Raw genomic sequence first — 21,886 nt, 5'->3', positions numbered from 1 at the left:
CGGGGGCGGAGCCCCCTTCCTACATCTCAACCGGCCTTGGCCTTTTTCTTTTCTGCGACCACTTTCTCGGCAAGGTCGCGAGCAATTGCAAAGGCACCTTTAATCTTGTCGCTGTCTTTCTTCCAATCGCGACGCACAACGATCTTGTTGTCCTTGACCTTGGCCATGCCACGCTGGTTTTGAATGAATTCAACCAGCCCCTGGGGGGACGCAAATTTGTCATTGTGAAACTGGATCGTTGCGCCCTTTGGCCCACCGTCCAGCTTTGCAATTCCCGCTCGTTTGCACATTGCCTTGATACGCACGACCAGCATCAGTGTGTTTACTTCCTTCGGCAGTTTTCCAAACCGATCGATCAGTTCAGCCGCGAAGCCTTCCAATTCGACCTTTGTTGCCAGTGACGACAGGCGACGGTAAAGACCTAGACGCACGTCCAGATCAGGTACGTAATCCTCGGGGATCAGAACCGGTACACCCAGATTGATTTGCGGAGCCCATTGATCGTCGGCATCCGACAGCCCTTCCATCTCGCCCGCTTTGATCTTGGCGATCGCCTCTTCCAGCATCGACTGATAGAGTTCATATCCGACATCGCGCATCTGGCCGGACTGTTCTTCGCCCAGCAGGTTGCCCGCACCGCGAATGTCGAGATCCTGAGAGGCCAGTGTAAACCCGGCACCCAATGTATCCAGCGAGCCCAGAACGCGCAGGCGTTTTTCGGCCGTTGCGGTCAATTTCTGCCGCGGTTTGGTGGTCAGGTAGGCATAGGCGCGCGTCTTGGACCGCCCTACCCGGCCCCTGATCTGATAAAGCTGCGCAAGGCCGAACATATCCGCGCGATGAACCACCATCGTGTTCGCGGTCGGAATATCCAATCCGCTTTCAACAATCGTCGTGGCCAGCAGCACGTCGTACCTACCGTCGTAGAACGCGTTCATGCGATCATCAAGCTCACCTGCCGCCATCTGACCGTGGGCCACCACATAGGTCAGTTCGGGCAATTGAGATTTCAGGAATTCTTCGATTTCGGGCAGGTCCGAAATACGGGGTACAACATAGAAACTCTGCCCGCCGCGGTAATGTTCACGCAGCAGCGCTTCTCGGATCGTGACCGCATCGAACTCGCTGACATAGGTACGGATCGCCAACCGGTCGATGGGCGGTGTTCCAATGATCGACAGATCGCGCACACCTGTCAGAGACAATTGCAACGTGCGCGGGATCGGCGTTGCGGTCAGAGTCAGCACGTGAACGTCGCTGCGCAGTTGCTTCAGCCGTTCTTTATGGCTCACACCAAAATGCTGTTCTTCATCAATTATCAGCAGACCCAGATTGTTGAACCGGATATTCTTGGCCAGCAGCGCATGGGTCCCAATCACGATGTCCACCGTTCCGCGTGACATCCCATCGCGGGTTTGCTGAGCCTCTTTTGCAGAAACAAATCGCGACAGTTGCCGAACCTCCAGCGGAAAGCCCCGGAACCGTTCCTTGAAGCTTGCCGCGTGTTGGCGGGCCAGCAAGGTGGTCGGTGCTACGACAGCCACCTGAACACCGGACAAAGCCGCGACAAACGCCGCACGCATCGCCACCTCGGTTTTGCCAAAACCGACGTCTCCGCAAATCAGCCGGTCCATTGGCGCACCGGAATGCATGTCCTCCATCACATCCGAGATCGCGCGCAACTGGTCGTCGGTTTCCTGATAGGGGAACCGGGCGCTGAACTCTTCCCACGCATGCGGAGGTGGGTCCATCACCGGAGCCTTTCTCAAGGCACGTTCAGCAGCGATGCGGATCAGCTTATCCGCCATCTCGCGGATACGCTCTTTCAGCTTGGCTTTCTTGGCCTGCCAAGCACCGCCGCCCAGTCGATCCAATAGCCCTTCGTCATGGCCGTATTTCGACAGCAGTTCGATGTTTTCGACAGGCAGGTACAGCTTGGCCCGCTCGGCATATTCCAGCAGCAGGCATTCGTGGGCGGCGCCGGCAGCTGTGACGACCTCCATCCCCAAGTAGCGACCGATCCCGTGGTCCACATGCACAACCAAATCACCGGGGCTGAGTGATTGGGTCTCGGTCAGGAAATTCTCGGCCTTGCGGCGTTTCTTGGGTTGGCGGATCAGGCGATCACCCAGAACATCCTGTTCGGCAATGACCGTCAGGCCCGGGGTTTCAAACCCATGCTCCAGCGCCCAGACAGCAAGGTGCAAGCCGCGTTTTCCGATGCGGGTGTCATTGGTGACCGGGATGGCCTCAGCCAGACCTTCGTCCTCAATCAGACCGGTCAGGCGTTCGCGCGCACCTTCTGAATAAGAAGCAATCAGAACCGGGCCTTTGTCCAGCTTGGCTGTGATGTGGCTGGCCAGAGCGCCGAACAGGCTGATGCTCTCTTGCTGGCGTTCTGGTGCAAAGTTCCGCCCGATCCGCCCGCCCGCGTCAATGACACCGGGACCCGAGGCCTGTGGCAAGGGGCTGAACTGCATGACACGACGACCCGAAACCGCCGATTCCCACGCGGCATCATCGAGATACAGCAAGCCCGGAGGTGTGGGTTTGTAAACCGTCTCCATGCGGGATCGGTTTTCAAGCGCCAGACGCCGGGTTTCATATTGATCGGCAATCGTGTCCCACCGGGCCAATCTTGCAGGCGCAACCTGATCATCGACGGTGATCGTCGCATCCGGCAAGTAATCAAACAGTGTCTCAAGCTTGTCATGGAAGAACGGTAGCCAGTGTTCGATACCCTGATGCTTGCGACCGGCGCTGACTGCCTCGTACAGCGGATCATCTGTGCCTGCCGCGCCGAATTCGATGCGATAATTCTGACGGAACCGAGTGATGGCGGCCTCGTCCAGAATGACCTCGGACACAGGCGCAAGCTCAACCACATCCAGCTTTTCGGTCGTGCGCTGAGACACCGGATCAAAACGGCGCGCGCCGTCCAGAACATCTCCGAACAGGTCCAGACGAACGGGGCCGGATTCTCCGGGAGGGAAAATGTCGATGATGCCACCGCGGATGGCATAATCTCCCGGCTCCATGACCGTGGGGCTTTGTGTAAATCCCATGCGCACCAGAAAGTTCCTGAGCGCGGTCTCATCGATGCGCTGTTCAACACGTGCGGTAAACGCCGCCTCGCGCAGAACCTCGCGCGCCGGCACACGTTGGGTGGCAGCATTCAGCGTGGTCAGCAACACAAACTTCTGCGGCATCTGATGAACCAGTGCCGCAAGCGTGGCCACCCGTGCCGCCGAGATATCCGCATTTGGCGACACCCGGTCATAAGGAAGGCAATCCCAGCCCGGAAACACAAAGACCGGCATGTCAGGAGCAAAGAAAGTCAGCGCGGCGCGCATCGCCTCCATCCGCTTGTCATCACGTGCGACATGGGCCACCGCCCCGTCTCTGCGGGCGATTTCATTCAGCACAAGCTGTGCGTCAAACCCTTCGGGGGCACCGCCAACTGTCACGTGGTTCGGAGCCTTCATCGCCTCGCCTTTCAGATTTTGCTATCCCAGAACGCCAATCGAAATGTTCTGATACATGCCCCAGAACGAAGTGACCAGTATCGAGATCATGCCTATGATCTGGGTATAGAGCCGACAGCGCGCAATGGTTTTCGATACGGTCTCGAGGGTCAGTTCCTGCCGCCGCAAGCGCCGCGCGTGCACAATGTTCACCAACAGCACCCATGTCATTGGAAACAGCAACAGAAATACGGCCTGCGCGAACTCGACTCCATAATAGAACCCGAGCGTAGCAAGGCCGGTGAACAAAAAACACCCAAACGCCAAAAGGATCGTACCAGACATGTCGACGATCAGCAGAATCCGGTTGGTGTGAATGCGAACGATATCAAGAAGATCAATCTCGACCTGCCCTCCGACCCGCCGGGCCCGCACCACCAGATCGTAAGGGATGCCCATCACCCAATGGCTGGCCGATGACCACATCACGGCCAAAACGATCCAAAACCACAGATTCGAAAAGCTGCGCATGTCGATGATCTCGAAGATCGAAGAGTACCAGTCCAAACCCAACCCTTTATTCAAACCACTCAGGGAGGCTCTGCCACGCAGCCGCGTCCATTGATACCCTTGAGACCTTTGTGAATTCATGCCACCCAATGCTCGAATGTTCAAGGAGAACGCGCCATGAAACCAACCATTGCCCAATACCCCATGACCCGCTTTCGTCGCGCCCGTCAGTCTCAGGCAATTCGCGGGCTGGTGCGCGAAACCACATTGACCACGGATGACCTGATTTGGCCGATTTTTGTGCGCGATGGTGAAGGGATTGAAGAGCCCGTACCCTCGATGCCGGGTGTAGTTCGCCGGTCGGTAGATCTGATTGCAAAAGCTGCCGTCGAAGCGCAAGCGCTTGGAATTCCCTCGATTTGCATCTTTCCCTACACAGATTCCGCGCTGAAAACCGAAGACTGCGCCGAGGCCTGGAACCCTGACAACCTGTCGAACCGGGCGATCCGGGCAATCAAGGCGGCCGCGCCCGACATCGCTGTGATGACCGACGTGGCACTGGACCCCTACAATATCAACGGCCACGATGGCTATGTCGTCGATGGCGAGATCGTGAATGATCAAACGGTCGAGGCGCTTGTCAAAATGACCCTTGCTCAAGCTGACGCTGGTGCGGATATCATCGGCCCATCAGATATGATGGACGGCCGGATCGGGGAAATGCGCCGCGCTCTGGAAGGCGCGGGCCATCACAACGTAATGATCCTCAGCTATGCCGCAAAATATGCCAGCGCCTTTTACGGACCCTTCCGCGACGCGGTAGGCGCATCCGGGGCGCTGACCGGTGATAAGAAAACCTATCAGATGGATCCCGCCAATTCGGACGAGGCATTGCGTCTGATCGAACGCGATCTGACCGAAGGTGCAGATATGGTGATGATCAAACCGGGGATGCCCTATCTGGATATCTGCCGCCGGGTGAAAGACAGCTTTGGTGCGCCGACCTATGCTTATCAGGTATCCGGCGAATACGCGATGATCCAGGCTGCCGCTCAGAATGGCTGGATCGACGGAGAAAAGGTGATGCTGGAAAGTCTGCTGGCTTTCAAACGCGCCGGGTGCGACGGCATCCTGACCTATTTCTCGCCGCAGGTTGCGCGCATCCTGCAGGGCTAAAACCCCAGAGAGTCGCAATTTTTCGCCGACAAACCCGCTATGGCGAGCAGCTTTCCCGTGACACATCGCCTTAATCGGCGTATCCTTGCCAACAAGATCGGGATCACCCGACACTTCAGGCACAGTTACAGAGATAAAAAACCATGAGCAGTTCCAACTCCCCCCGACTGAACCGTCGCGGCTTTGCCTTTGGCATGGCGGGTCTGACCCTTACTGCCGCCTGCGGCAATGGCGTCGGCAATTCCAACGCGGCCACAATCGATGCTCGCGTTGATGCCACGCTGACCGAAATGTACAGCCGCTACCCCAACACGGTTGAAATCGCGAACAAGGCCAACGGCTTGCTTGTCATGCCACTGATTACCGAAGCCGGGTTCGTGTTCGGCGGCGGCTATGGCCGCGGCGCTTTACGCATCAACGATGCAACGGTCGATTTTTATTCGGCCGTCAAGGGCACCGCCGGGCTGCAGATCGGCGCACAGCAATATGCGCATGTTCTTTTCTTCATGACCGAAGATGCGCTGAACGATTTCCGTCGCTCCAGCGGCTGGACCGCCGGAGCCGACATTGGCTATGTGGTCAGCGATCAGGGCGACTCGCTGTCAACCGATACCACGACGCTGCGCACACCAGTTCTCGCCGCTATCTTCGGGCAAGCGGGCCTTCAGATCGGCGCAACCGTCGAAGGCACGAAATACACACGCATCATTCCATAACCCGGATTACCACTTCCCCCACAAATGGCCCCCGTCGCAGCGTAACACTGCGGCGGGGCATTTGTTTTTAACCCTGTTTGAGCAGGTTCATGCCGCGTTCCTCTTTCGGTCAGACCGACCATCCTCTAATCTCTGCGCAACCTTCATCTGAATAAGAATATGGGGCAGTAATGGGTCTTGTTTTCCGCTGGCTGGTGCGCATTGCGTCGGGACTGATCATTTTGATCCTCGTCGCAATGGGCCTTGTCTATTTCCTGGCCAGCCAATCCCTGCCGGATTATGACCAGACGCTTGAGGTTGACGGCCTGACCGCCCCGGTCGAGATCGTGCGCGACACGGCCAACGTGCCGCATATTCTGGGCCAGACTGATCCCGATGTGTTCTTTGGCCTTGGGTACGCCCATGCACAGGACCGATTGTGGCAGATGACTGTTATGCGCCGTACCGCGCAGGGCCGCCTGTCCGAAGTCTTTGGTCCGCGTACGCTTCACATCGACAAGCTACTGCGTCGGTTCGACCTCTATGGCCTCGCTCATCGCTCGGTCGAGGTGCAGGACGACTATACCAGGGCCGCCCTGCGTGCTTATTCTGCGGGGGTCAACGCCCGGCTGACCGAAATCAACGAAGAGGCGCTGGGACGTGGCGCGCCGGAAATGTTCCTGTTCAATGCCCCGGTCTCGCCCTGGCAACCGGGCGACAGCATCGCGATAATCAAGCTGATGGCACTGCAGCTGTCGGGTCACCTGAGCGATGAAGTTCTGCGTGCCCGTACGTCTTTGATGCTGAGCGACGCCCAGCGTTTGGCGGATATCCTGCCCGATGTTCCCGGACCCGGCATTGCCGCACTGCCAGAATATGCGGCGCTATTCCCCAACCTGCCACGCTATGCCGCTGGTACGGAGATCCCTGAAACACCGCTTTCACCGTTTCCAAAACGCGGTCTTGCCGGGGCATCGAACGCCTGGACCGCTGCACCGTCACGATCGGCAAGTGGCGGGACCCTGTTGGCCAACGATCCGCATTTGGGCTTCACAGCGCCCGGGGTCTGGTATCTGGCGCATCTCGGTCTGGAAAAAGGCGGTGTGATCGGAGCCTCGATCCCCGGTGTTCCCGCCATCATGACCGGGCGCAGCGATCGATTGGGATGGGGGCTGACATCCTCCTATCTGGACGATCAGGACGTTCATATCGAGCAACTGAACCCTGATAACCCTGAAGAATACCTGACCCCGGACGGCTTTAAAGAGTTCCAGACCCGCCCTTCGATCATCGAAATCAAGGGGAAGGCTCCGGTTACGCTGACCCTGCGCTGGACAGACAACGGGCCGGTGCTGCCGGGCACGGATTACAAGCTGGAAACCATCATGCCACCAGGCCACGTGGCATCCCTGTCCTGGACAGCGCTCAGCCCGCAAGACACGTCGATGTCGGCGTCCATGGCGCTGATGAACGCCGACAACGTTCAGCAGGCCATCACGGTCGGTGAGCAGTTCATCGCGCCATCGCAGAACCTGTCATTGGTCGACAAGACGACCAATGCGATGAAGCTGATCGGAGCCATGCCCCGCCGTGATCTGCAAAATCAAAGTCGCGGACGTATCCCGACACCGGGCTGGATCGAAGCCAATCGCTGGCAGGGCCGCCTGCCCTATGCGGACAACCCGGAATTTGTGGCCCCTGTCGGCGGTGTTCTGGGCAACACGAACAACAAGATCATCGACCGCCCGTTCCCGGATCATGTGTCCTATGAATGGGGCGATACACAGCGCGTGCATCGCTGGGAACGCCTGATGCAATCGCGTGAGGTCCATACCCGCGACAGCTTTGTCGAAGCGCAACTGGACACGGTCAGCTTTACCGCACGGTCCCTGCTGCCGCTGATCGGTGCCGATCTTTGGTTCACCGGTGCCTCGGCCCCCGAAGGCACGCCGGAACGACAGCGCCAGATTGCGCTTTCCCTGCTGGCGGATTGGAACGGTGAGATGAACGAACACCTGCCAGAGCCGCTGATCTACGCGGCCTGGCTGCGGGCGCTTCAGATCCGCCTGATCTCGGACGAACTTGGACCGTTGGCCAGCGATTACAAACATGTCGAGCCGCTTTTCATAGAACGGGTCTATCGCAACATCGACGGTGCTGGCATCTGGTGCGATGTACTGCAGAGCGCTCCGGTCGAGACCTGTACCGAGATGGCGGGGCTCGCACTGGATGACGCCCTGATCTGGATTGCCGAACGGTATGGCAGTGCGCTTGAATCCCTGCGCTGGGGCGACGCGCATCAGGCGGCCCACGATCACCCCGTGCTGGGAACCGTCCCTGTTTTGCGCTTTTTCGTGAACATTCGCCAATCAACCAGTGGCGGTGACAACACCCTGCTGCGTGGTCGCACGTCGGGCGAAGGTCCGGACCCATTCCAGAACGTGCACGGCGCGGGGTATCGCGGCGTTTATGACTTCGCCGACCCCAACAGCTCGGTCTTTATTACGGCAACCGGGCAATCCGGCCATTTCCTGTCGCGTTACTATGACGATCAGGCACAGCTTTGGCGGCGTGGCGAGTATATCCCGATGTCGCTGGACATTGATCTGGCCCGTGCAGCAGCCGTTGGCGTAACCAATCTGATCCCGCGATAATCCGCCTATTCGGCAAGTCCCCGCCCTGTTGGCCGGACCATCGTGGTACCTAAGGTGAAATTCGCCTAACATCGTCGAACCGATTATGTGGGACCAAAGGGGGGACGATTATGGCCAGCATTCGGGATACTCTGAACAACCTCGCACGGGATTACGCTATTGCATGGAGTTCAGGTGACCCCGATGCGGTTGCCGGTTTCTTCGCGCCAGACGGGCAGATCACAATTAACCGAGGCGACCCGATTGAAGGGCGTGCAGCGATTGCTGACATGGCCCGAGGCTTTTACGCCGATTTTCCGGATTTGGAGGTGCGTTGCGACATGATGCGATGGGCTGGGTCCCATGCCATATTTGTCTGGACCCTTGAAGGGCACCACTCTGAGACCGGAAATCATGTTGTCGCGCGTGGATGGGAAGAGTGGGAATTGACACCAGACTATCTTGTTCAGTCATCGCTGGGATGGTTCGATCCGGAGGACTATCAGCGCCAGATCGACGGCGCATGAACTAGCCTCCGCCGGTTCCGCTTTCAATCTTGTAGTTTCGCGGTATCCCCCGAGTGATCCGAGACCAGTCAGACGCCTGAGCTCTTGCTTGGTGCGCGTCGAACGCCTGCTGATTTACAAAGACTTCGGACACGTTAAACCGACCTGGATTGGTCTGATCCTCAATCACGTCGAATGAGATACAGCCCGCTTCCGCTCTTGTCAGCTTCACATGTTCCTGCAATGCCGCGCGTACCTCTTCGAGCCGGTCGGCTGACACGTCGATATAGCCGTTCAGGAAAACTCTTTTATCCGCCATTTCAGACATGGCCCGACCTTTCGCCAAATTTACAGCGCCTCAAACTGAGCCGCCTGTTTTTTGGTCCACAAAACGGTAATACGAAACCCTTCTTCTGTCTGTTCTTCACTACGCACGACATCCTGGCGGAACAGCCAGGCCCGTTTGTTGCCTTCCGAGAAGGACAGGTCCAAAACCACCTCATGCCGCGCGCCTTGCAGATGCGTCGCGGTCTCGGACAGCAAGGGGTCAATCCCTTCCCCGGTTACAGCGGAAATAGCGAAAATAGCCGGGTCTCGTTCCGCGCGCGCCAACGTCGCCTCGCGTTCATCAGCGTTGAGCAGATCAATCTTGTTCCAAACTTCGATACTGGGACGTTCCTCATCCAGACCCAACGAGGTCAGGATCGTCTCGACATCCTGCGCCTGCGCTTCCGTTTCCTCGTGACTGATGTCGCGTACATGAACGATCAGATCAGCGCCCAGAACCTCTTCAAGTGTGGCCCGGAAGGCCGCGACAAGTTCGGTCGGCAGGTTCGAGATAAAGCCCACCGTGTCCGACAGGATCACCTCGGGGCCATCTGGCAATTGCACCCGGCGCATGGTCGGGTCCAGCGTGGCAAACAACATGTCCTTGGCCATCACTTCGGCCCCGGTCAGGTGATTGAACAGCGTCGATTTTCCCGCGTTCGTATATCCGACAAGTGCAACGATAGGATACGGTACCTTGGCCCGCGCCGCCCGGTGCAACGTTCGGGTCTTTACCACTTTCTGCAATTGGCGCCGCAAGCGTACAAGTTGCTCGTCAATGGCGCGGCGGTCGGCTTCGATCTGGGTTTCGCCGGGTCCGCCGACAAATCCCAAACCGCCACGTTGACGTTCAAGGTGGGTCCATGCCCGTACCAGCCGCGTCCGCTGATAGCTGAGCGCCGCCATCTCGACCTGCAACACCCCTTCTCGCGTCCGGGCACGGTCGCTGAAAATCTCAAGGATGAGCCCGGTTCGGTCAAGGATCTTGACCTTCCACGCCTTTTCCAGATTGCGTTGCTGCACCGGAGTTACCGGCCCGTCGATCAGAACCAGCTCAACTTCGTTTTCGCGAAATCGCTCGCCAAGTTCTTCAATCTTGCCGCTGCCGAACAAATACCCCGCTTGGGCGCGTTGAAGGCGTACGATTTCAGACCCGATCACATCCAGATCGGGCAATGCAGCGGCCAGTGCCACCGCCTCTTCCAGCGCCGGTTCAGGGACACGGCGCTGTTCATCTGATTTGATTTCGGGATGCAACACCCAAGCCCGGGTGCGCGCCCGTGCATGTTCCATCAAGAGGCGTCTTCGCCCTCATACAGGTTGATCGGCTGTGATGGCATGATGGTTGAAATCGCGTGCTTGTATACCAACTGCGACTGTCCGTCGCGGCGCAACAATACGCAGAAATTGTCGAACCAAGTGATCACACCCTGCAACTTCACACCGTTGATCAGGAATATAGTGACCGGAACCTTAGCTTTCCGTACATTGTTCAGGAAGGCATCCTGAAGATTCTGTCTGTCCGAAGCCATATTTTTATAATCTCGCCATTGTTCTTGCTACGCGCTGCGGACCAACGCGCTCCCTCGGGGCGAGTATGGAGTGCTGCGCACAGATATTCCAGATGAAAAATCAGGCGTTAGAGAAGCACATGGTGTGGTCGGTTCAATCCCGCCACAAAGAAGGTGTGATCAGAGCAATGATCGCCAGCGTTTCCAGTCGACCAATGACCATCGCCGCGCAAAGCGTCAGTTTGGCACCCCCGGACAAATCGATCAGACGAATGGGAACATCTGTGGCAAGTTCGATCAACGGGCCCGTGGTGCTGAGTGTGGCAACACTGAGCACCATGGCCTGTTCAAACCCTGACCCCATCGCGGCCAGCAGCAGATTGAATGCCGCGAGGGTCAACGCAAAGAGCATAAGGAATATCCAGGCGATGAAAGCACCATCGCTTTGGATACGCCGATTGCCACCGCCCGCACCGCTGACGGATGAGGGATAGATCAAGCGGTCGATCTCTCGCGCGCCGTTCAGATACAGGGCATAGACCCGCAGTAATTTGACGCCTCCGGCTGTGGTAGCGACTCCTCCACCAATCAAGGCCAACCCCATCAGCAACAGACCTGGTGTTCCCAATCCCGACAATTGCTGCGCGTCGTTCCAGTTGGCACTTTCAAACCCTGCGGTCGTCAGGAAGGCCAGCACAGTGAACAGCATCCCCCAGACAACCTGCAGCGCCTGCATTGGTTCGATTTGGCCACCGATTTCCGTAACGCCCGCAAAAACGCGGAAGAACAGCAAAATCGCAACGGCCAGAACAATCATCAAACCAATGCGAAACTCAGGATCCGTATCCAGCCGGGAATAGCCCGTTGTGGCCGTATCTTTCGAGAAGGTCAGGCGCGAAAGTGCGAAGAACAGGAACAGAAACAGGATTGCCTCACCCGTGAACCCGGCCTGCGCCCCTTCCATTCCCCCAACCGGAGAGATGCCGGACGTGGCCATAACTGCCATCGCATGGCACACAGCCGTCAAACCGACTTCACCGGCGATCAGCAGAAGAATCCAGATCACCGCGGTCAGCCCGGCATAAACGGGCGTCAGCGTCTTCGCCACACGGATCAGGCGGCCACGCGGGTCCACTCTTTCACTTTGTGCGACACCTGACACCGGACGTCCGGGCTGCCCTCTGGCCGTCACTTCGAACCCTCCCAGCGACAAAGGCGCAAGGATCGCGGCGGCAGCCACCCACATCAGCAAGCCCCCCATCCATCCGACCAAAGCACGCCACAGGTGCAGCGGAGCCGACAGTCGGCTCGGATCTGGGAAAAGATCAGCTCCCGTGGTCGTCAACGCGCTGACCATATCGAAATAGGCGTTCAGAAAGATGGTTGTTCCAAGCGCATCATGAAACGGGATGGCGAGAAAGATGGGCAGGATGGTGAAGCAGGCCAGCATCACCGCCAATTGCCCCAAAGTCCCGCGTCTCGGTATTCGGTTAGAAGACGCCATCGCGATTGTGGCAACCAGAAACAGCCCTAAGAGACCCGAGTAGAGAAACGATCGCGATGTCTCGTGATCGTCCAACGCCAGCGCATAGATCGCCGGAATCCACATAGCTAGCGACGCAATCCCCCAGATCAACAGAAACAACGGCAACCGCCGCAACAACCCAACCTGTTGTGTTCTCGCACGCGCCATCAGAAGAAATCGATTGAAACCTGCATCAGGCGTTCGACCTCTGGCACGTCCTTGGCCATTGCAAAAATTGCAACCACGTCCTTTTCATCGATCCGCAGGCTGCCCGTTGGTCGCAAGACTTCATCTCCTTTGCGCACCGCACCCACCAACACGCCCTCGGGGAAGTCGATATCGCGCAACCTCTGACCGGCCATTGGCGAGGTCGACAGGACCTCGGCTTCGATCACCTCGGCCTCGGCATCGCCGATGGAGTAAACCTGCCGTACGCGACCATGACGGATGTGCCGCAGGATCGAGCTGACAGTGGTCGCACGCGGGTTGATATACGCATCAATCCCCAGCGGCCCCATCAGAGCCACCATGCTGGGATCGTTGATCAATGCAATTGCCAGCGCACAACCTTCGGCCTTGGCGCGCACAGCCGCCAGCATGTTCGTGCGGTCGTCATCGGTGACCGCCAGCATCGCATCGGCCCGGTCAATCCCTGCTTCGCTCAGCAATCCGGAATCCAGCCCGTCTCCATGCAGCACAATCGTCCGCTCCAGAGCTTCGGCAGCGACCTCTGCGCAATGGCGGTCGCGTTCGACAATCTTGGCGCGCACCCGGCTTTCGCGCTCTTCCAATGTTCTGGCCACTTCCAGCCCGACATTGCCGCCCCCCACGATCACCACGCGGTCCTGACGTTTCTGTGCTTTGCCGAACACTTCCATGGTCCGGTCCACGTCTTTGACATTGGTAAAGACATAGCATTCATCGCCCACGAACAGCTGATCCTCGGATTCGGGCGCAAACAGCGTGCCCTCTCGGCGAACTCCCACCACAATCGAACTGAGGGTCGAGAACAGATCGGTCAGCTGCCGCAGCGGCGTGTTCACGATCGGACAATCCTCTTCCACCCGAATGCCAAGCAGCTGAGCTTTTTCATCCATGAAAATCTCGGTGTCGAAGGCGGATGGAGCTGACAGGCGGCGCATGGCGGCGGCGGCCACTTCGCGTTCGGGGCTGATCACCACGTCAATCGGCAGATGATCTCGGCGGTACAGATCCGAGTGGATCGCCTCAAGATAGGATTTCGACCGCAACCGCGCGATTTTGCGCTGGATCGAAAAGACCGAGTGCGCCATCTGACAGGTGACCATGTTCACCTCGTCTGAATGTGTCGCGGCGATGATCATGTCGGCATCACGGGCCCCTGCCCGCTCTAATACGTCAGGGTAACTTGCGAACCCGGCAATTCCCTGCACATCCAGCGTTTCTGTCGCCCGGCGCACCAGGTCGGGGTTGTTGTCCACGACCGTGACGTCATTCAATTCACCCGAAAGATGCCGCGCAATCTGCCAACCAACCTGGCCCGCGCCGCAAATGATGACCTTCATGTTCCTGGCCCTTCTGCCTGAAATGTTTGAATGACAGATGCCCCCAGAGCGGTCAATTGAATTGTCATCGCTGCCCGGCTGCGGCAAGATAAGCATATGAAAACGCTGTTTCCTCTGCTTTTGTCCTTGATGGTGCTCTCATCGTGCGGACCACTTTCGCTCTATTATCGCGAGGGCGAAACCGTGTCGCGTCTGCAGAAAGAGACAACGCAGTGCCAGCTCAAGGCGGTCAAAGAGGTACCGGTTGCCAATCAGATCCGCCAAAGCCCACCAACCTATTGGCCGGGGCGTACCTATTGCGATGGCAGAGGCCGATGCTATCGATCCCCTGGCTGGTGGCAGCCCGGCAGGGTCTATACCGTGGATGTGAACCAGGGCCTGCGTAATACAGTCGAAGCGCAATGCATGGCCCAGAAAGGGTTTCGACCTGTCAGCCTGCCGCCCTGCAAACAGAACGTGAAATCCCGGGTACCCGCAACGCGAACCACCACATTGCCGCCGCTCAACAGCGCCTCATGCTTCGTGAAGTTCGATGATGGTTCATTTCAGATCATAACGCCCGGTCAGGCAGGTTGAAACCTGATTGAAAATGGGTTCACGGCCTAACCAAAGCACATTGTATCAGGCCGTGACATTTGGTGCGAAACCGGCAGTTTACTCCGCCGGTTCCGGTTCGTCGATCTGCGCGACCCGCGCGCCGGATTTGTTCGAGGTGACCACACCCAGCGACTTCAGCTTACGGTGCAGAGCGCTGCGCTCCATGCCGACGAAGCTGGCCGTGCGGCTGATATTGCCGCCAAACCGGTTGATCTGAGTGAGCAGGTATTCTCGTTCGAATGCCTCCCGGGCTTCGCGCAATGGCAAAGTGGCCAAGGCACCCGACAGAACCACGCGGCCTGACTCTTCGGCCTTCTCCTCTTCGCTTGGCAATTCCCGAGCCTCGATCGGACCGGTGCCGTCACCCAGGATCAGAACCCGTTCGACGAGGTTCTTGAGCTGACGTACATTCCCCGGCCAGGTCATCGTCTGCAACAGAGCAACTGCTTCTTCCGACAATTCCCGGATTGGTAAACCCTGCGTTTCGTTGCACATTTCAATGAAATGTTGCGCCAGTACCGGAATATCCTCACGGCGGTCTTCCAATGATGGAACGGCAATCGGCACAACGTTAAGACGGTGATACAGCTCTTCCCGGAACCGTTCGGCTACGATTTCCTCATCAAGATCTCTGTTCGTCGACGAAATCACCCGTAGATCCACGCGCACCTTGTCGGATCCGCCAACGCGCTGGAACTGCTGATCCACAAGTACGCGCAGAATCTTGGACTGTGTGCCCAGGGGCATGTCGGCAACTTCGTCAAAATACACAACGCCGCCATGGGCTTCTTCCAGCAATCCGGGCTCAACTCCGCGCTCGGTTGACTCTCGGCCGAACAGAACCTCTTCCACGCGCTCGGGCTCGACCCCGGCGCAGTTCACGGTGACAAAGGGAGCATTGGCGCGGTTGGAATTGGCGTGGATATAGCGAGCTGCAATTTCCTTTCCCGACCCGGCAGGCCCGCTCAGCATCACGCGGCCATTTGACTTAGTCACCTTGTCAAGTTGCCCTTGCATGGCCCGGAACGATGCCGATTTGCCAATCATATCGGAATTATTGACCTCTTTCCGCTTCAAAGACGCATTCTCGCGCCGCAGACGAGAGGTCTCCATTGCGCGGCGGATAACAACCATTAACTGGTCAATATTAAACGGCTTTTCGATAAAGTCATATGCGCCTTGTTTTATTGCGGCGACGGCAATTTCGATATTGCCGTGACCTGAAATGATCACAACCGGCACATCTGGATTGTCGCGCTTCACCGCCTTCAGGATATCGATCCCGTCCATGCGGCTGTCTTTCAGCCAGATATCAAGGATCAACAGCCCTGGTGGCTCGGAATTGATTGACGCCATACACTCGTCCGAGTTGGCCGCCAGCCGGGTTGAATAGCCTTCGTCCTCCAGAATGTCGGACACCAGCTCGCGAATATCGCGTTCGTCATCTACGATCAGAATGTCGCTCATCTTTGGCCTGCTTTCAGTTTGTTGGTTCTAATTGCCTGCTTCTGTGGCGCAGCGGTTGCGGACGTATTGCCCGCTGGTAAACGGATAACGGCCATCGCGCCAAAATGGTCCTGTCCGTCAAATACGGGCGCATCCTCAAGTGTCAGCGCTCCGCCATGCTCTTCTATAATTTTCTTGACGATGGGCAGTCCAAGCCCGGTCCCTTCGTCGCGTGTCGTCACATAAGGTTCGAACAACCGCGCCCGGTCTTCAGGCAGACCGATGCCGTTATCCGCAATGGTGATGACGGTACCCGCGTCATCGTTGGAAATTGCCACTTTGATCTGTGGTATAAGATTCTCCGGGGCACCTTTTTCTTTAAGGGATACAATCGCTTCTCCGGCGTTCTTGATTAGATTGGTCAGTGCCTGATTCAGCATGGTCGCATCCACATCCGCCATAATCGGCTGCTGCGGAATATCTGCATCGATCTGGACATCCGGCTGTCCGGCCTGCTGCAACAACACCGCCTCGCGCACCAGATCAACCACATTCTCTTGCCGCCGATCAGGTTCCGGCATCCGCGCGAATTTCGAGAATTCATCAACGATGCGCCGCAGATCGTTGGTCTGGCGCACAATTACGCCCGTCATCGACTCGAGGCTTTCGCAATCCTCTTCTTCAAGCTTGCGGGCAAACTTGCGCTTGATCCGTTCCGCGCTCAGCTGGATCGGTGTCAGTGGGTTCTTGATCTCATGAGCAATGCGGCGGGCCACGTCGCCCCACGCCGCCATCCGTTGCGCGCTGACCAGATCGGTGACGTCATCAAAAGCTACAACGTAGCCTTCCAACCCCCCATCTTCACCGTGACGGATGGCCATACGGACCAGCAGATTTTCCAACCGACCTTTACGGGTAACTTTCACTTCTCCCTGAACAGCCTCTTGCCCACTGTCCTTTAAGCTTTCAAACAAGGGCAGAAATTCCGGGACAGCAATGCCGATGGCCAGATGTTCTTCACCGCGCGACCAGTCCAGCAACCGTTCTGCCGACCGATTCACGAAGGTGACGCAGCCTTCGGGATCAACCCCGACCACACCTGATGTGACCGAGCTGAGCACCGAATCAAACAGACGACGCCTGCTTTCGATTTGCTGAGTGTTTTCCAGCAGCGTGTCCCTCTGCCCCTTCAACTGCCGGGTCATCTGGTTGAAATACCGACCCAACATGGCGATCTCGTCATCGCTCGCCTCTTCGATGACCTGGACGCTCAAGTCACCGGCCCCAACCCGTTGCGCAGCCGTGGTCAAACGCCCCACCGGGCGTGACAAACGTTCGGCAAACCACATGCCCAAGGACATCGCGGCAAGGATCAGGATCAGTGCAAAGCCCAGGTACAGCAGACCGAACTCGAACAGGACCCTGCCCCGTTCGCTTTCCAGCTGTTGGTAGAATTGCGCGGTTTCCTTGGTGTCGTCCAGCAGCGTCAACAACTGCCCATCCACCTCGCGGCTGACATAAAGGTACCGGTCCAGATAGGCTGTAAGTGGCACCAGCGCGCGGAACTCATTGTTTGGCCAGTCGGCGATGATTAACAAACCGTTGTCCGAAGCTTCGACCATCTGTTCGGCAGTCGGCTCTTCGTAGTTGAACAAATAGGATCGATCCCCACGAGACTTGATTTCCCCGCTTCCATCGATGACGTAGGCCTCTCGCAGGCCCCGCTGAATCTGAGCCTGCCCTTGCGCCAGTACTTCGCGAAGTTCCGCATCCGAAATGTAGAAATCAAGCGAGCGCGCATTGTCCAGATAGCGCGCCAAAACGGACGCATCCTGCGTCAAACCACGGCGATGTTCCTGCTCATATGCTTCTGCGGCAGTCAGAGACGAACCCACAACCTGCCGCACCCGGTCGGAAAACCAGCCCTCCAGACCAATGTTCACGGTCAGGCCAGCAAAAATCGCAACGGTGACGGTTGGAACCAGTGCCAGAAGCGTAAAGGCGCCTATCAGACGCAAATGCAGGCGCGAGCCGGCAGATTTCGCCCGTCGCGCTGCAACCAGGCTGCCCACCTGACCAAGCACAAGGGCCGCGACAACCAGAACATAAACAAGGTCTGCAAGCAGAATCAGCCGCAAAGTCGGCGCCGTTGCGCCAAGGTCAAAGGGGCCGATTACCAGGTATGTGGCCAACGCCAGAACTGGACCTAAAAGGACCAACCCAAAGGTGCTGAAATTGCGCAGTTTCCGTGATTTACGCCATCGAATAATCGATGGGATCATCCCGCTCCGTGTTCGGGTTGCCACCGTCTGCCCTCATCCTGATGTGCCGCTTTCGCGGCTTACCGCCATATATCGTGATCTTTTCCCAACAGATGCCGGGATGCCACGGTTTGTGTGGCGATATTACATCAGTTTGCGGCGGCGTGTCACCTGAATATCGAGATCAGAGATCTTTTTTCGCAACGTATTTCGATTTATCCCAAGCAAATCGGCACATTTTGCCTGATTCCCGCCTGTTGCATCCAGTGCGATTTCGATCAACGGGGCCTCAACTTCACGCAAAATACGCTGATACAGGCCTGGCGGCGGCAGAATATTGCCGTGCAAATCAAAATAACGTCGCAGATGACGCTCGACCGACGTCGAGAGCTTTTCACGCTCTCCTCCGCTCAGAACCGGCTCGGCCTCCGGTTGGCTGCCTAGCACCATTTCCACTTCGGACTTCGAGATTTCGTCCGCCCTGCTGGTCAGCCCCAGTCGGCGAACGGCATTTTCCAGTTGCCGAACGTTTCCGGGCCAGGAATATCGCCGCACCAACTCCACCGCCTCGGGGCTGAGCCAGCGTTTGGTGTCGTTTTCCCGCTCTTCCCGCGCCAGAAAGTGATCGGCCAGCAGCGAAATGTCATCCACCCTTTCGCGTAAGGACGGCACGTGGATCGTTGCTCCGCATAAACGATAGTACAGGTCCTGACGGATACGTCCGCTCTCCATCCCTTCGGTCAGGTCTGATTGGCTGGTTGCCATGAAGCGCGGAACGTGGTCGCCCGGCGTATCCATCATTCGCACGATGCGGGCTTGAACCTCATCCTCGATATCTGCGATTTCATCTATCAACAGCGTGCCCCCACGCACCCGCGCCATCACCCGAGCCGGACCTTCCAGATCCCGCAATTCAGAAGCGGTGACCGTGACAAAAGGCAAGGTACGGCGATCCGAAAAATCGTGAATAGCCCGCGCAATCAGTGACTTGCCGGTGCCACTTTCACCGGAAATCATCACTGACAGATCCGTGTTCATCACCCGTGCGACCAGTCGGTAGAGTGCCTGCATCACTGGTGTACGCCCGACCAAAGGCAGCTCCTCGGGGCGCTCGCTTACGCCTTTAACAGGCTCTGGTTGCGTGCGTTGTTTCTGATCCAGTGCCCGTGCCGTTCGTTTCATCAGATCCGGAAGATCGAAGGGTTTTGGCAAATAGTCATAGGCATCCGCTTCAGTCGCCTGAATCGCCGTCATGATGGTGTTTTGTGCGGATATCACAATGACCGGCAAACCGGGGCGGTCCTCGGCGATCTTCGGCAGCATCTCCAGACCGTTCCCATCCGGCATGACAACGTCCGAAATCACCACATCTCCCTTACCCTCGCTGACCCAGCGCATCAGCGTGGTCAGTGATGAGGTCGCGTGCACCTTACACCCGGCACGCGTGAGGGCCTGTGTCAGAACGGTACGGATCGTGCGGTCATCATCTGCAACCAGTACAGTGCCATCCATCAGATGCTCTCCTTCTTGTCTTCGATTGCATCTCGCGGCGCGCGACGCAGCGAAAGCTTGAAAACCGTTCGTCCCGGCACGGACTCGGCCGAAATCCATCCGTCATGATCCGAAACGATCTTGCTGACCAGCGCCAACCCTAGGCCAGTGCCGTTCTCCCTGCTGGACACGAACGGGTCGAAAATATCACCGCGTATCTCTTCAGGCAGGCCCGGACCATCATCGATAATCTCAATCTGCAAAGGCAGCGAATGACCCGACCCATCGCTGCGGCGCAGCCGGAAAGAATGTTCGAAATAGGTGCGCAGGCGGATTGTTCCGCCCTGTGGCCCGGCGGCCTCGGATGCATTCTTAAGCAGGTTCAGGACCACCTGCAGAAACTGGTCCGGGTCACCATAGGCCAGCGGCAGCGATGGATCATAGTCTTCGATGATCGTCATGTCTGCGCCAAATCCCAGCAACGCGGACCGTCTTGCACGATCCAGCACATCGTGAATATTGACCGGTTTGAAATCAGGTTTCTGCAGGTTTCCGAATTGTTCGACTTGTTCCAGAAGTTTTACAATCCGGCGACTTTCCGCAACAATAAGATCTGTCAATTCAAGATCTTGTGGCGATATATTCATGCTGAGCAATTGCGCGGCGCCAGTGATCCCGGCCAACGGGTTCTTGATTTCATGCGCCAGCATCTCGGCCATCCCGATCGCCGATTGCGCCGCCGATTTGACCGTGTTTCCGCGTGTCATCCGACCTGCCAGCTCACGAGGCGAGATGATCATGATCATAGACCCCGGATGCCCAACCAAAGGCGCGATCTGCAGCGCGCATTGCAGCGGCGCCCGATTACCCGAACCAACATCCACATCGTTCACGAACAAAGGCGTACCCTGCCACCGCGCGCGCTCAAAAGCTTCTTCCAGCGGCGCGTCCACGGCAATCTGATCCCAGACCGGGTGGCTGACGACCGATTTTCGTGAGGCGTTCAAAAACCCTTCACCCGCCGAGTTCACTTCGGAAATGCGATCATTTTCATCGATGATGAACGCCGGAACCGGCAGAGAGTTCCAGATGCTGGCGTCAGAATTCATGCCGCCACCTCGCCCGTATCGTTTAGCGCATCCGCCAACAGTCTCAGCACTTCCGCCGGATCGCGTGAGGTCAGAATCGCCCGGCGCAAAGGCGCAGGGGTCGTGGCCTCGTCCATGTACCACCCCAGATGTTTGCGGGCGACGCGCAGGCCCAGATCGGTGCCATAGAAGTCCAGCATCGCCTGATAATGCGCGCGCACCATGTCGATCAATTCCTCTCCGGTCGGAATGTCGGACGCATCCGCCCCGTAAAGGTCATGACAAATCTGCGCCAACAGCCAGGGTTTGCCCTGAGCGCCACGGCCGACCATCACCCCATCCGCACCAGATTGGCTTAACGCGGTTCGTGCGGCGGCAGTATTCACGATATCACCGTTTGCAATGACCGGGATCGAGACAGCCTCTTTTACAGCCCGGATAGCGTTCCAATCGGCATGACCTTTGTAGAACTGGCAGCGTGTACGACCATGGATCGTGACCATCTGAATGCCCGCCTCTTGCGCGCGGCGCGCCACGTCTGGGGCATTGAGCAGATTGTCGTCCCATCCCAGCCGGGTTTTCAGCGTCACGGGCACGTCAACCGCGTCTACAACAGCCTCGATTAACGTCAGCGCATGATCTGGTGTTTTCAGAAGGGCCGAGCCGGAATAGCCGTTCGTCACCTTCTTGGCGGGGCACCCCATGTTAATGTCGATCACCCGCGCGCCCCGGTCGGCCACCTGACGGGCGGCCTCAGCCATCCAATGTGCCTCGCGTCCTGCCAGTTGCACAGCGGTGTTTTCAACGTCTGCGGACAGTTCCGCCCGTTCGCGCACGCCCGGTTTGGCCTGCACCATCTCCTGACTGGCAACCATTTCACTGATCACCATACCCGCACCAAAACGCATCACCAGATCGCGAAAGGGGCGATCCGTGATTCCGGCCATGGGGGCCAGCAAAACAGGCGGTGCAACGTCCTTGTCAGCGAGGTGTAATGTCAACGTGCTTAATCCTTGGGCAGTTGCCGGTTTGATATCGTTTTCCGCGCATATGAACAACAAAACGGCGCACAACAAGCCCGCAAAATCATCACTTGCCTATTTTTTAATCAC

General features: G+C 57.6%; 17 protein-coding genes. 5 read left to right on the top strand and 12 right to left on the bottom strand.

Annotated features, from left to right (window positions below):
• Positions 1-26: 26 nt before the first annotated feature.
• Complete coding sequence (gene mfd / locus Q0816_RS04085) at positions 27-3,485, bottom strand: transcription-repair coupling factor (protein ID WP_298847936.1); 3,459 nt, start codon at positions 3,483-3,485, stop codon at positions 27-29.
• A gap of 21 nt (positions 3,486-3,506) precedes the next feature.
• Positions 3,507-4,031 (bottom strand): component of SufBCD complex, encoded by a 525-nt coding sequence (locus Q0816_RS04080; RefSeq protein WP_298847935.1) that lies wholly within the window; start codon positions 4,029-4,031, stop codon positions 3,507-3,509.
• Positions 4,032-4,151: 120 nt separating this feature from the next.
• On the opposite strand from Q0816_RS04080, the gene hemB reads away from it, so the two are divergent.
• From hemB to Q0816_RS04060, 4 genes are all read left to right on the top strand, one after another.
• Positions 4,152-5,150, top strand: coding sequence for a porphobilinogen synthase (gene hemB / locus Q0816_RS04075; protein ID WP_298847934.1), 999 nt, complete (start codon positions 4,152-4,154; stop codon positions 5,148-5,150).
• Between the two features lie 143 nt (positions 5,151-5,293).
• Positions 5,294-5,866 (top strand): YSC84-related protein, encoded by a 573-nt coding sequence (locus Q0816_RS04070; RefSeq protein WP_298847933.1) that lies wholly within the window; start codon positions 5,294-5,296, stop codon positions 5,864-5,866.
• Between the two features lie 170 nt (positions 5,867-6,036).
• Entirely contained in the window at positions 6,037-8,499 is a 2,463-nt protein-coding gene (locus tag Q0816_RS04065) for a penicillin acylase family protein (RefSeq protein WP_298847932.1), read from the top strand.
• A gap of 110 nt (positions 8,500-8,609) precedes the next feature.
• Positions 8,610-9,005: a nuclear transport factor 2 family protein gene (locus Q0816_RS04060; protein ID WP_298847930.1), complete on the top strand. Its 396-nt coding sequence runs from the start codon at positions 8,610-8,612 to the stop codon at positions 9,003-9,005.
• 1 nt (position 9,006) lies between these two features.
• Here the strand turns inward: Q0816_RS04060 and Q0816_RS04055 are convergent, their stop codons facing one another.
• The 5 genes from Q0816_RS04055 to trkA form a co-directional block, all read right to left on the bottom strand.
• Positions 9,007-9,303, bottom strand: coding sequence for a putative quinol monooxygenase (locus tag Q0816_RS04055; protein ID WP_298847929.1), 297 nt, complete (start codon positions 9,301-9,303; stop codon positions 9,007-9,009).
• A gap of 29 nt (positions 9,304-9,332) precedes the next feature.
• Entirely contained in the window at positions 9,333-10,604 is a 1,272-nt protein-coding gene (gene hflX / locus Q0816_RS04050) for a GTPase HflX (RefSeq protein ID WP_298847927.1), read from the bottom strand.
• Positions 10,604-10,843 carry an RNA chaperone Hfq gene (gene hfq, locus Q0816_RS04045; RefSeq protein ID WP_005982826.1) on the bottom strand — a complete coding sequence of 80 codons (240 nt, stop codon included), beginning with the start codon at positions 10,841-10,843 and terminating at the stop codon, positions 10,604-10,606. Before hfq ends, hflX begins: the two co-directional genes overlap by 1 nt.
• A 133-nt stretch (positions 10,844-10,976) precedes the next feature.
• The gene (locus tag Q0816_RS04040) at positions 10,977-12,515 is read right to left on the bottom strand and encodes a TrkH family potassium uptake protein (protein ID WP_298847916.1); all 1,539 of its coding nucleotides are present in this window, start codon (positions 12,513-12,515) and stop codon (positions 10,977-10,979) included.
• Positions 12,515-13,891 carry a Trk system potassium transporter TrkA gene (trkA, locus tag Q0816_RS04035; RefSeq protein ID WP_298847914.1) on the bottom strand — a complete coding sequence of 459 codons (1,377 nt, stop codon included), beginning with the start codon at positions 13,889-13,891 and terminating at the stop codon, positions 12,515-12,517. Before trkA ends, Q0816_RS04040 begins: the two co-directional genes overlap by 1 nt.
• Before the next feature lie 96 nt (positions 13,892-13,987).
• On the opposite strand from trkA, the gene Q0816_RS04030 reads away from it, so the two are divergent.
• Positions 13,988-14,467 carry a hypothetical protein gene (locus Q0816_RS04030; protein ID WP_298847912.1) on the top strand — a complete coding sequence of 160 codons (480 nt, stop codon included), beginning with the start codon at positions 13,988-13,990 and terminating at the stop codon, positions 14,465-14,467.
• Positions 14,468-14,545: 78 nt separating this feature from the next.
• Here the strand turns inward: Q0816_RS04030 and Q0816_RS04025 are convergent, their stop codons facing one another.
• From Q0816_RS04025 to dusB, 5 genes are all read right to left on the bottom strand, one after another.
• On the bottom strand, positions 14,546-15,955 hold the full coding sequence (locus Q0816_RS04025; RefSeq protein ID WP_298847910.1) for a sigma-54 dependent transcriptional regulator: 1,410 nt from the start codon (positions 15,953-15,955) through the stop codon (positions 14,546-14,548).
• Positions 15,952-18,216 (bottom strand): PAS domain-containing sensor histidine kinase, encoded by a 2,265-nt coding sequence (locus tag Q0816_RS04020; RefSeq protein ID WP_298848163.1) that lies wholly within the window; start codon positions 18,214-18,216, stop codon positions 15,952-15,954. The genes Q0816_RS04025 and Q0816_RS04020 overlap by 4 nt, the downstream gene beginning before the upstream one ends.
• A 123-nt stretch (positions 18,217-18,339) precedes the next feature.
• The gene (locus tag Q0816_RS04015; protein ID WP_298847909.1) at positions 18,340-19,707 is read right to left on the bottom strand and encodes a response regulator; all 1,368 of its coding nucleotides are present in this window, start codon (positions 19,705-19,707) and stop codon (positions 18,340-18,342) included.
• The gene (locus Q0816_RS04010) at positions 19,707-20,795 is read right to left on the bottom strand and encodes an ATP-binding protein (protein ID WP_298847907.1); all 1,089 of its coding nucleotides are present in this window, start codon (positions 20,793-20,795) and stop codon (positions 19,707-19,709) included. The genes Q0816_RS04015 and Q0816_RS04010 overlap by 1 nt, the downstream gene beginning before the upstream one ends.
• Complete coding sequence (gene dusB, locus Q0816_RS04005) at positions 20,792-21,775, bottom strand: tRNA dihydrouridine synthase DusB (RefSeq protein WP_298847905.1); 984 nt, start codon at positions 21,773-21,775, stop codon at positions 20,792-20,794. The genes Q0816_RS04010 and dusB overlap by 4 nt, the downstream gene beginning before the upstream one ends.
• Positions 21,776-21,886 lie beyond the last annotated feature (111 nt).

The organism is uncultured Ruegeria sp., assembly GCF_947497005.1.
Classification (GTDB): domain Bacteria; phylum Pseudomonadota; class Alphaproteobacteria; order Rhodobacterales; family Rhodobacteraceae; genus Ruegeria.
This window is presented reverse-complemented; position numbering and strand designations above follow the sequence as displayed.

Bases quoted from the DNA above. Each gene is read 5' to 3' on its own strand.
- Q0816_RS04040 (WP_298847916.1), bottom strand. From the start codon at position 12,515: ATGGCGCGTGCGAGAACACAACAGGTTGGGTTGTTGCGGCGGTTGCCG.
- Q0816_RS04030 (WP_298847912.1), top strand. From the start codon at position 13,988: ATGAAAACGCTGTTTCCTCTGCTTTTGTCCTTGATGGTGCTCTCATCG.
- hflX (WP_298847927.1), bottom strand. From the start codon at position 10,604: ATGGAACATGCACGGGCGCGCACCCGGGCTTGGGTGTTGCATCCCGAA.
- Q0816_RS04055 (WP_298847929.1), bottom strand. From the start codon at position 9,303: ATGGCGGATAAAAGAGTTTTCCTGAACGGCTATATCGACGTGTCAGCC.
- Q0816_RS04020 (WP_298848163.1), bottom strand. From the start codon at position 18,216: ATGATCCCATCGATTATTCGATGGCGTAAATCACGGAAACTGCGCAAT.
- mfd (WP_298847936.1), bottom strand. From the start codon at position 3,485: ATGAAGGCTCCGAACCACGTGACAGTTGGCGGTGCCCCCGAAGGGTTT.
- hfq (WP_005982826.1), bottom strand. From the start codon at position 10,843: ATGGCTTCGGACAGACAGAATCTTCAGGATGCCTTCCTGAACAATGTA.
- Q0816_RS04010 (WP_298847907.1), bottom strand. From the start codon at position 20,795: ATGAATTCTGACGCCAGCATCTGGAACTCTCTGCCGGTTCCGGCGTTC.
- Q0816_RS04025 (WP_298847910.1), bottom strand. From the start codon at position 15,955: ATGAGCGACATTCTGATCGTAGATGACGAACGCGATATTCGCGAGCTG.
- Q0816_RS04060 (WP_298847930.1), top strand. From the start codon at position 8,610: ATGGCCAGCATTCGGGATACTCTGAACAACCTCGCACGGGATTACGCT.
- hemB (WP_298847934.1), top strand. From the start codon at position 4,152: ATGAAACCAACCATTGCCCAATACCCCATGACCCGCTTTCGTCGCGCC.
- Q0816_RS04065 (WP_298847932.1), top strand. From the start codon at position 6,037: ATGGGTCTTGTTTTCCGCTGGCTGGTGCGCATTGCGTCGGGACTGATC.
- Q0816_RS04015 (WP_298847909.1), bottom strand. From the start codon at position 19,707: ATGGATGGCACTGTACTGGTTGCAGATGATGACCGCACGATCCGTACC.
- Q0816_RS04070 (WP_298847933.1), top strand. From the start codon at position 5,294: ATGAGCAGTTCCAACTCCCCCCGACTGAACCGTCGCGGCTTTGCCTTT.
- trkA (WP_298847914.1), bottom strand. From the start codon at position 13,891: ATGAAGGTCATCATTTGCGGCGCGGGCCAGGTTGGTTGGCAGATTGCG.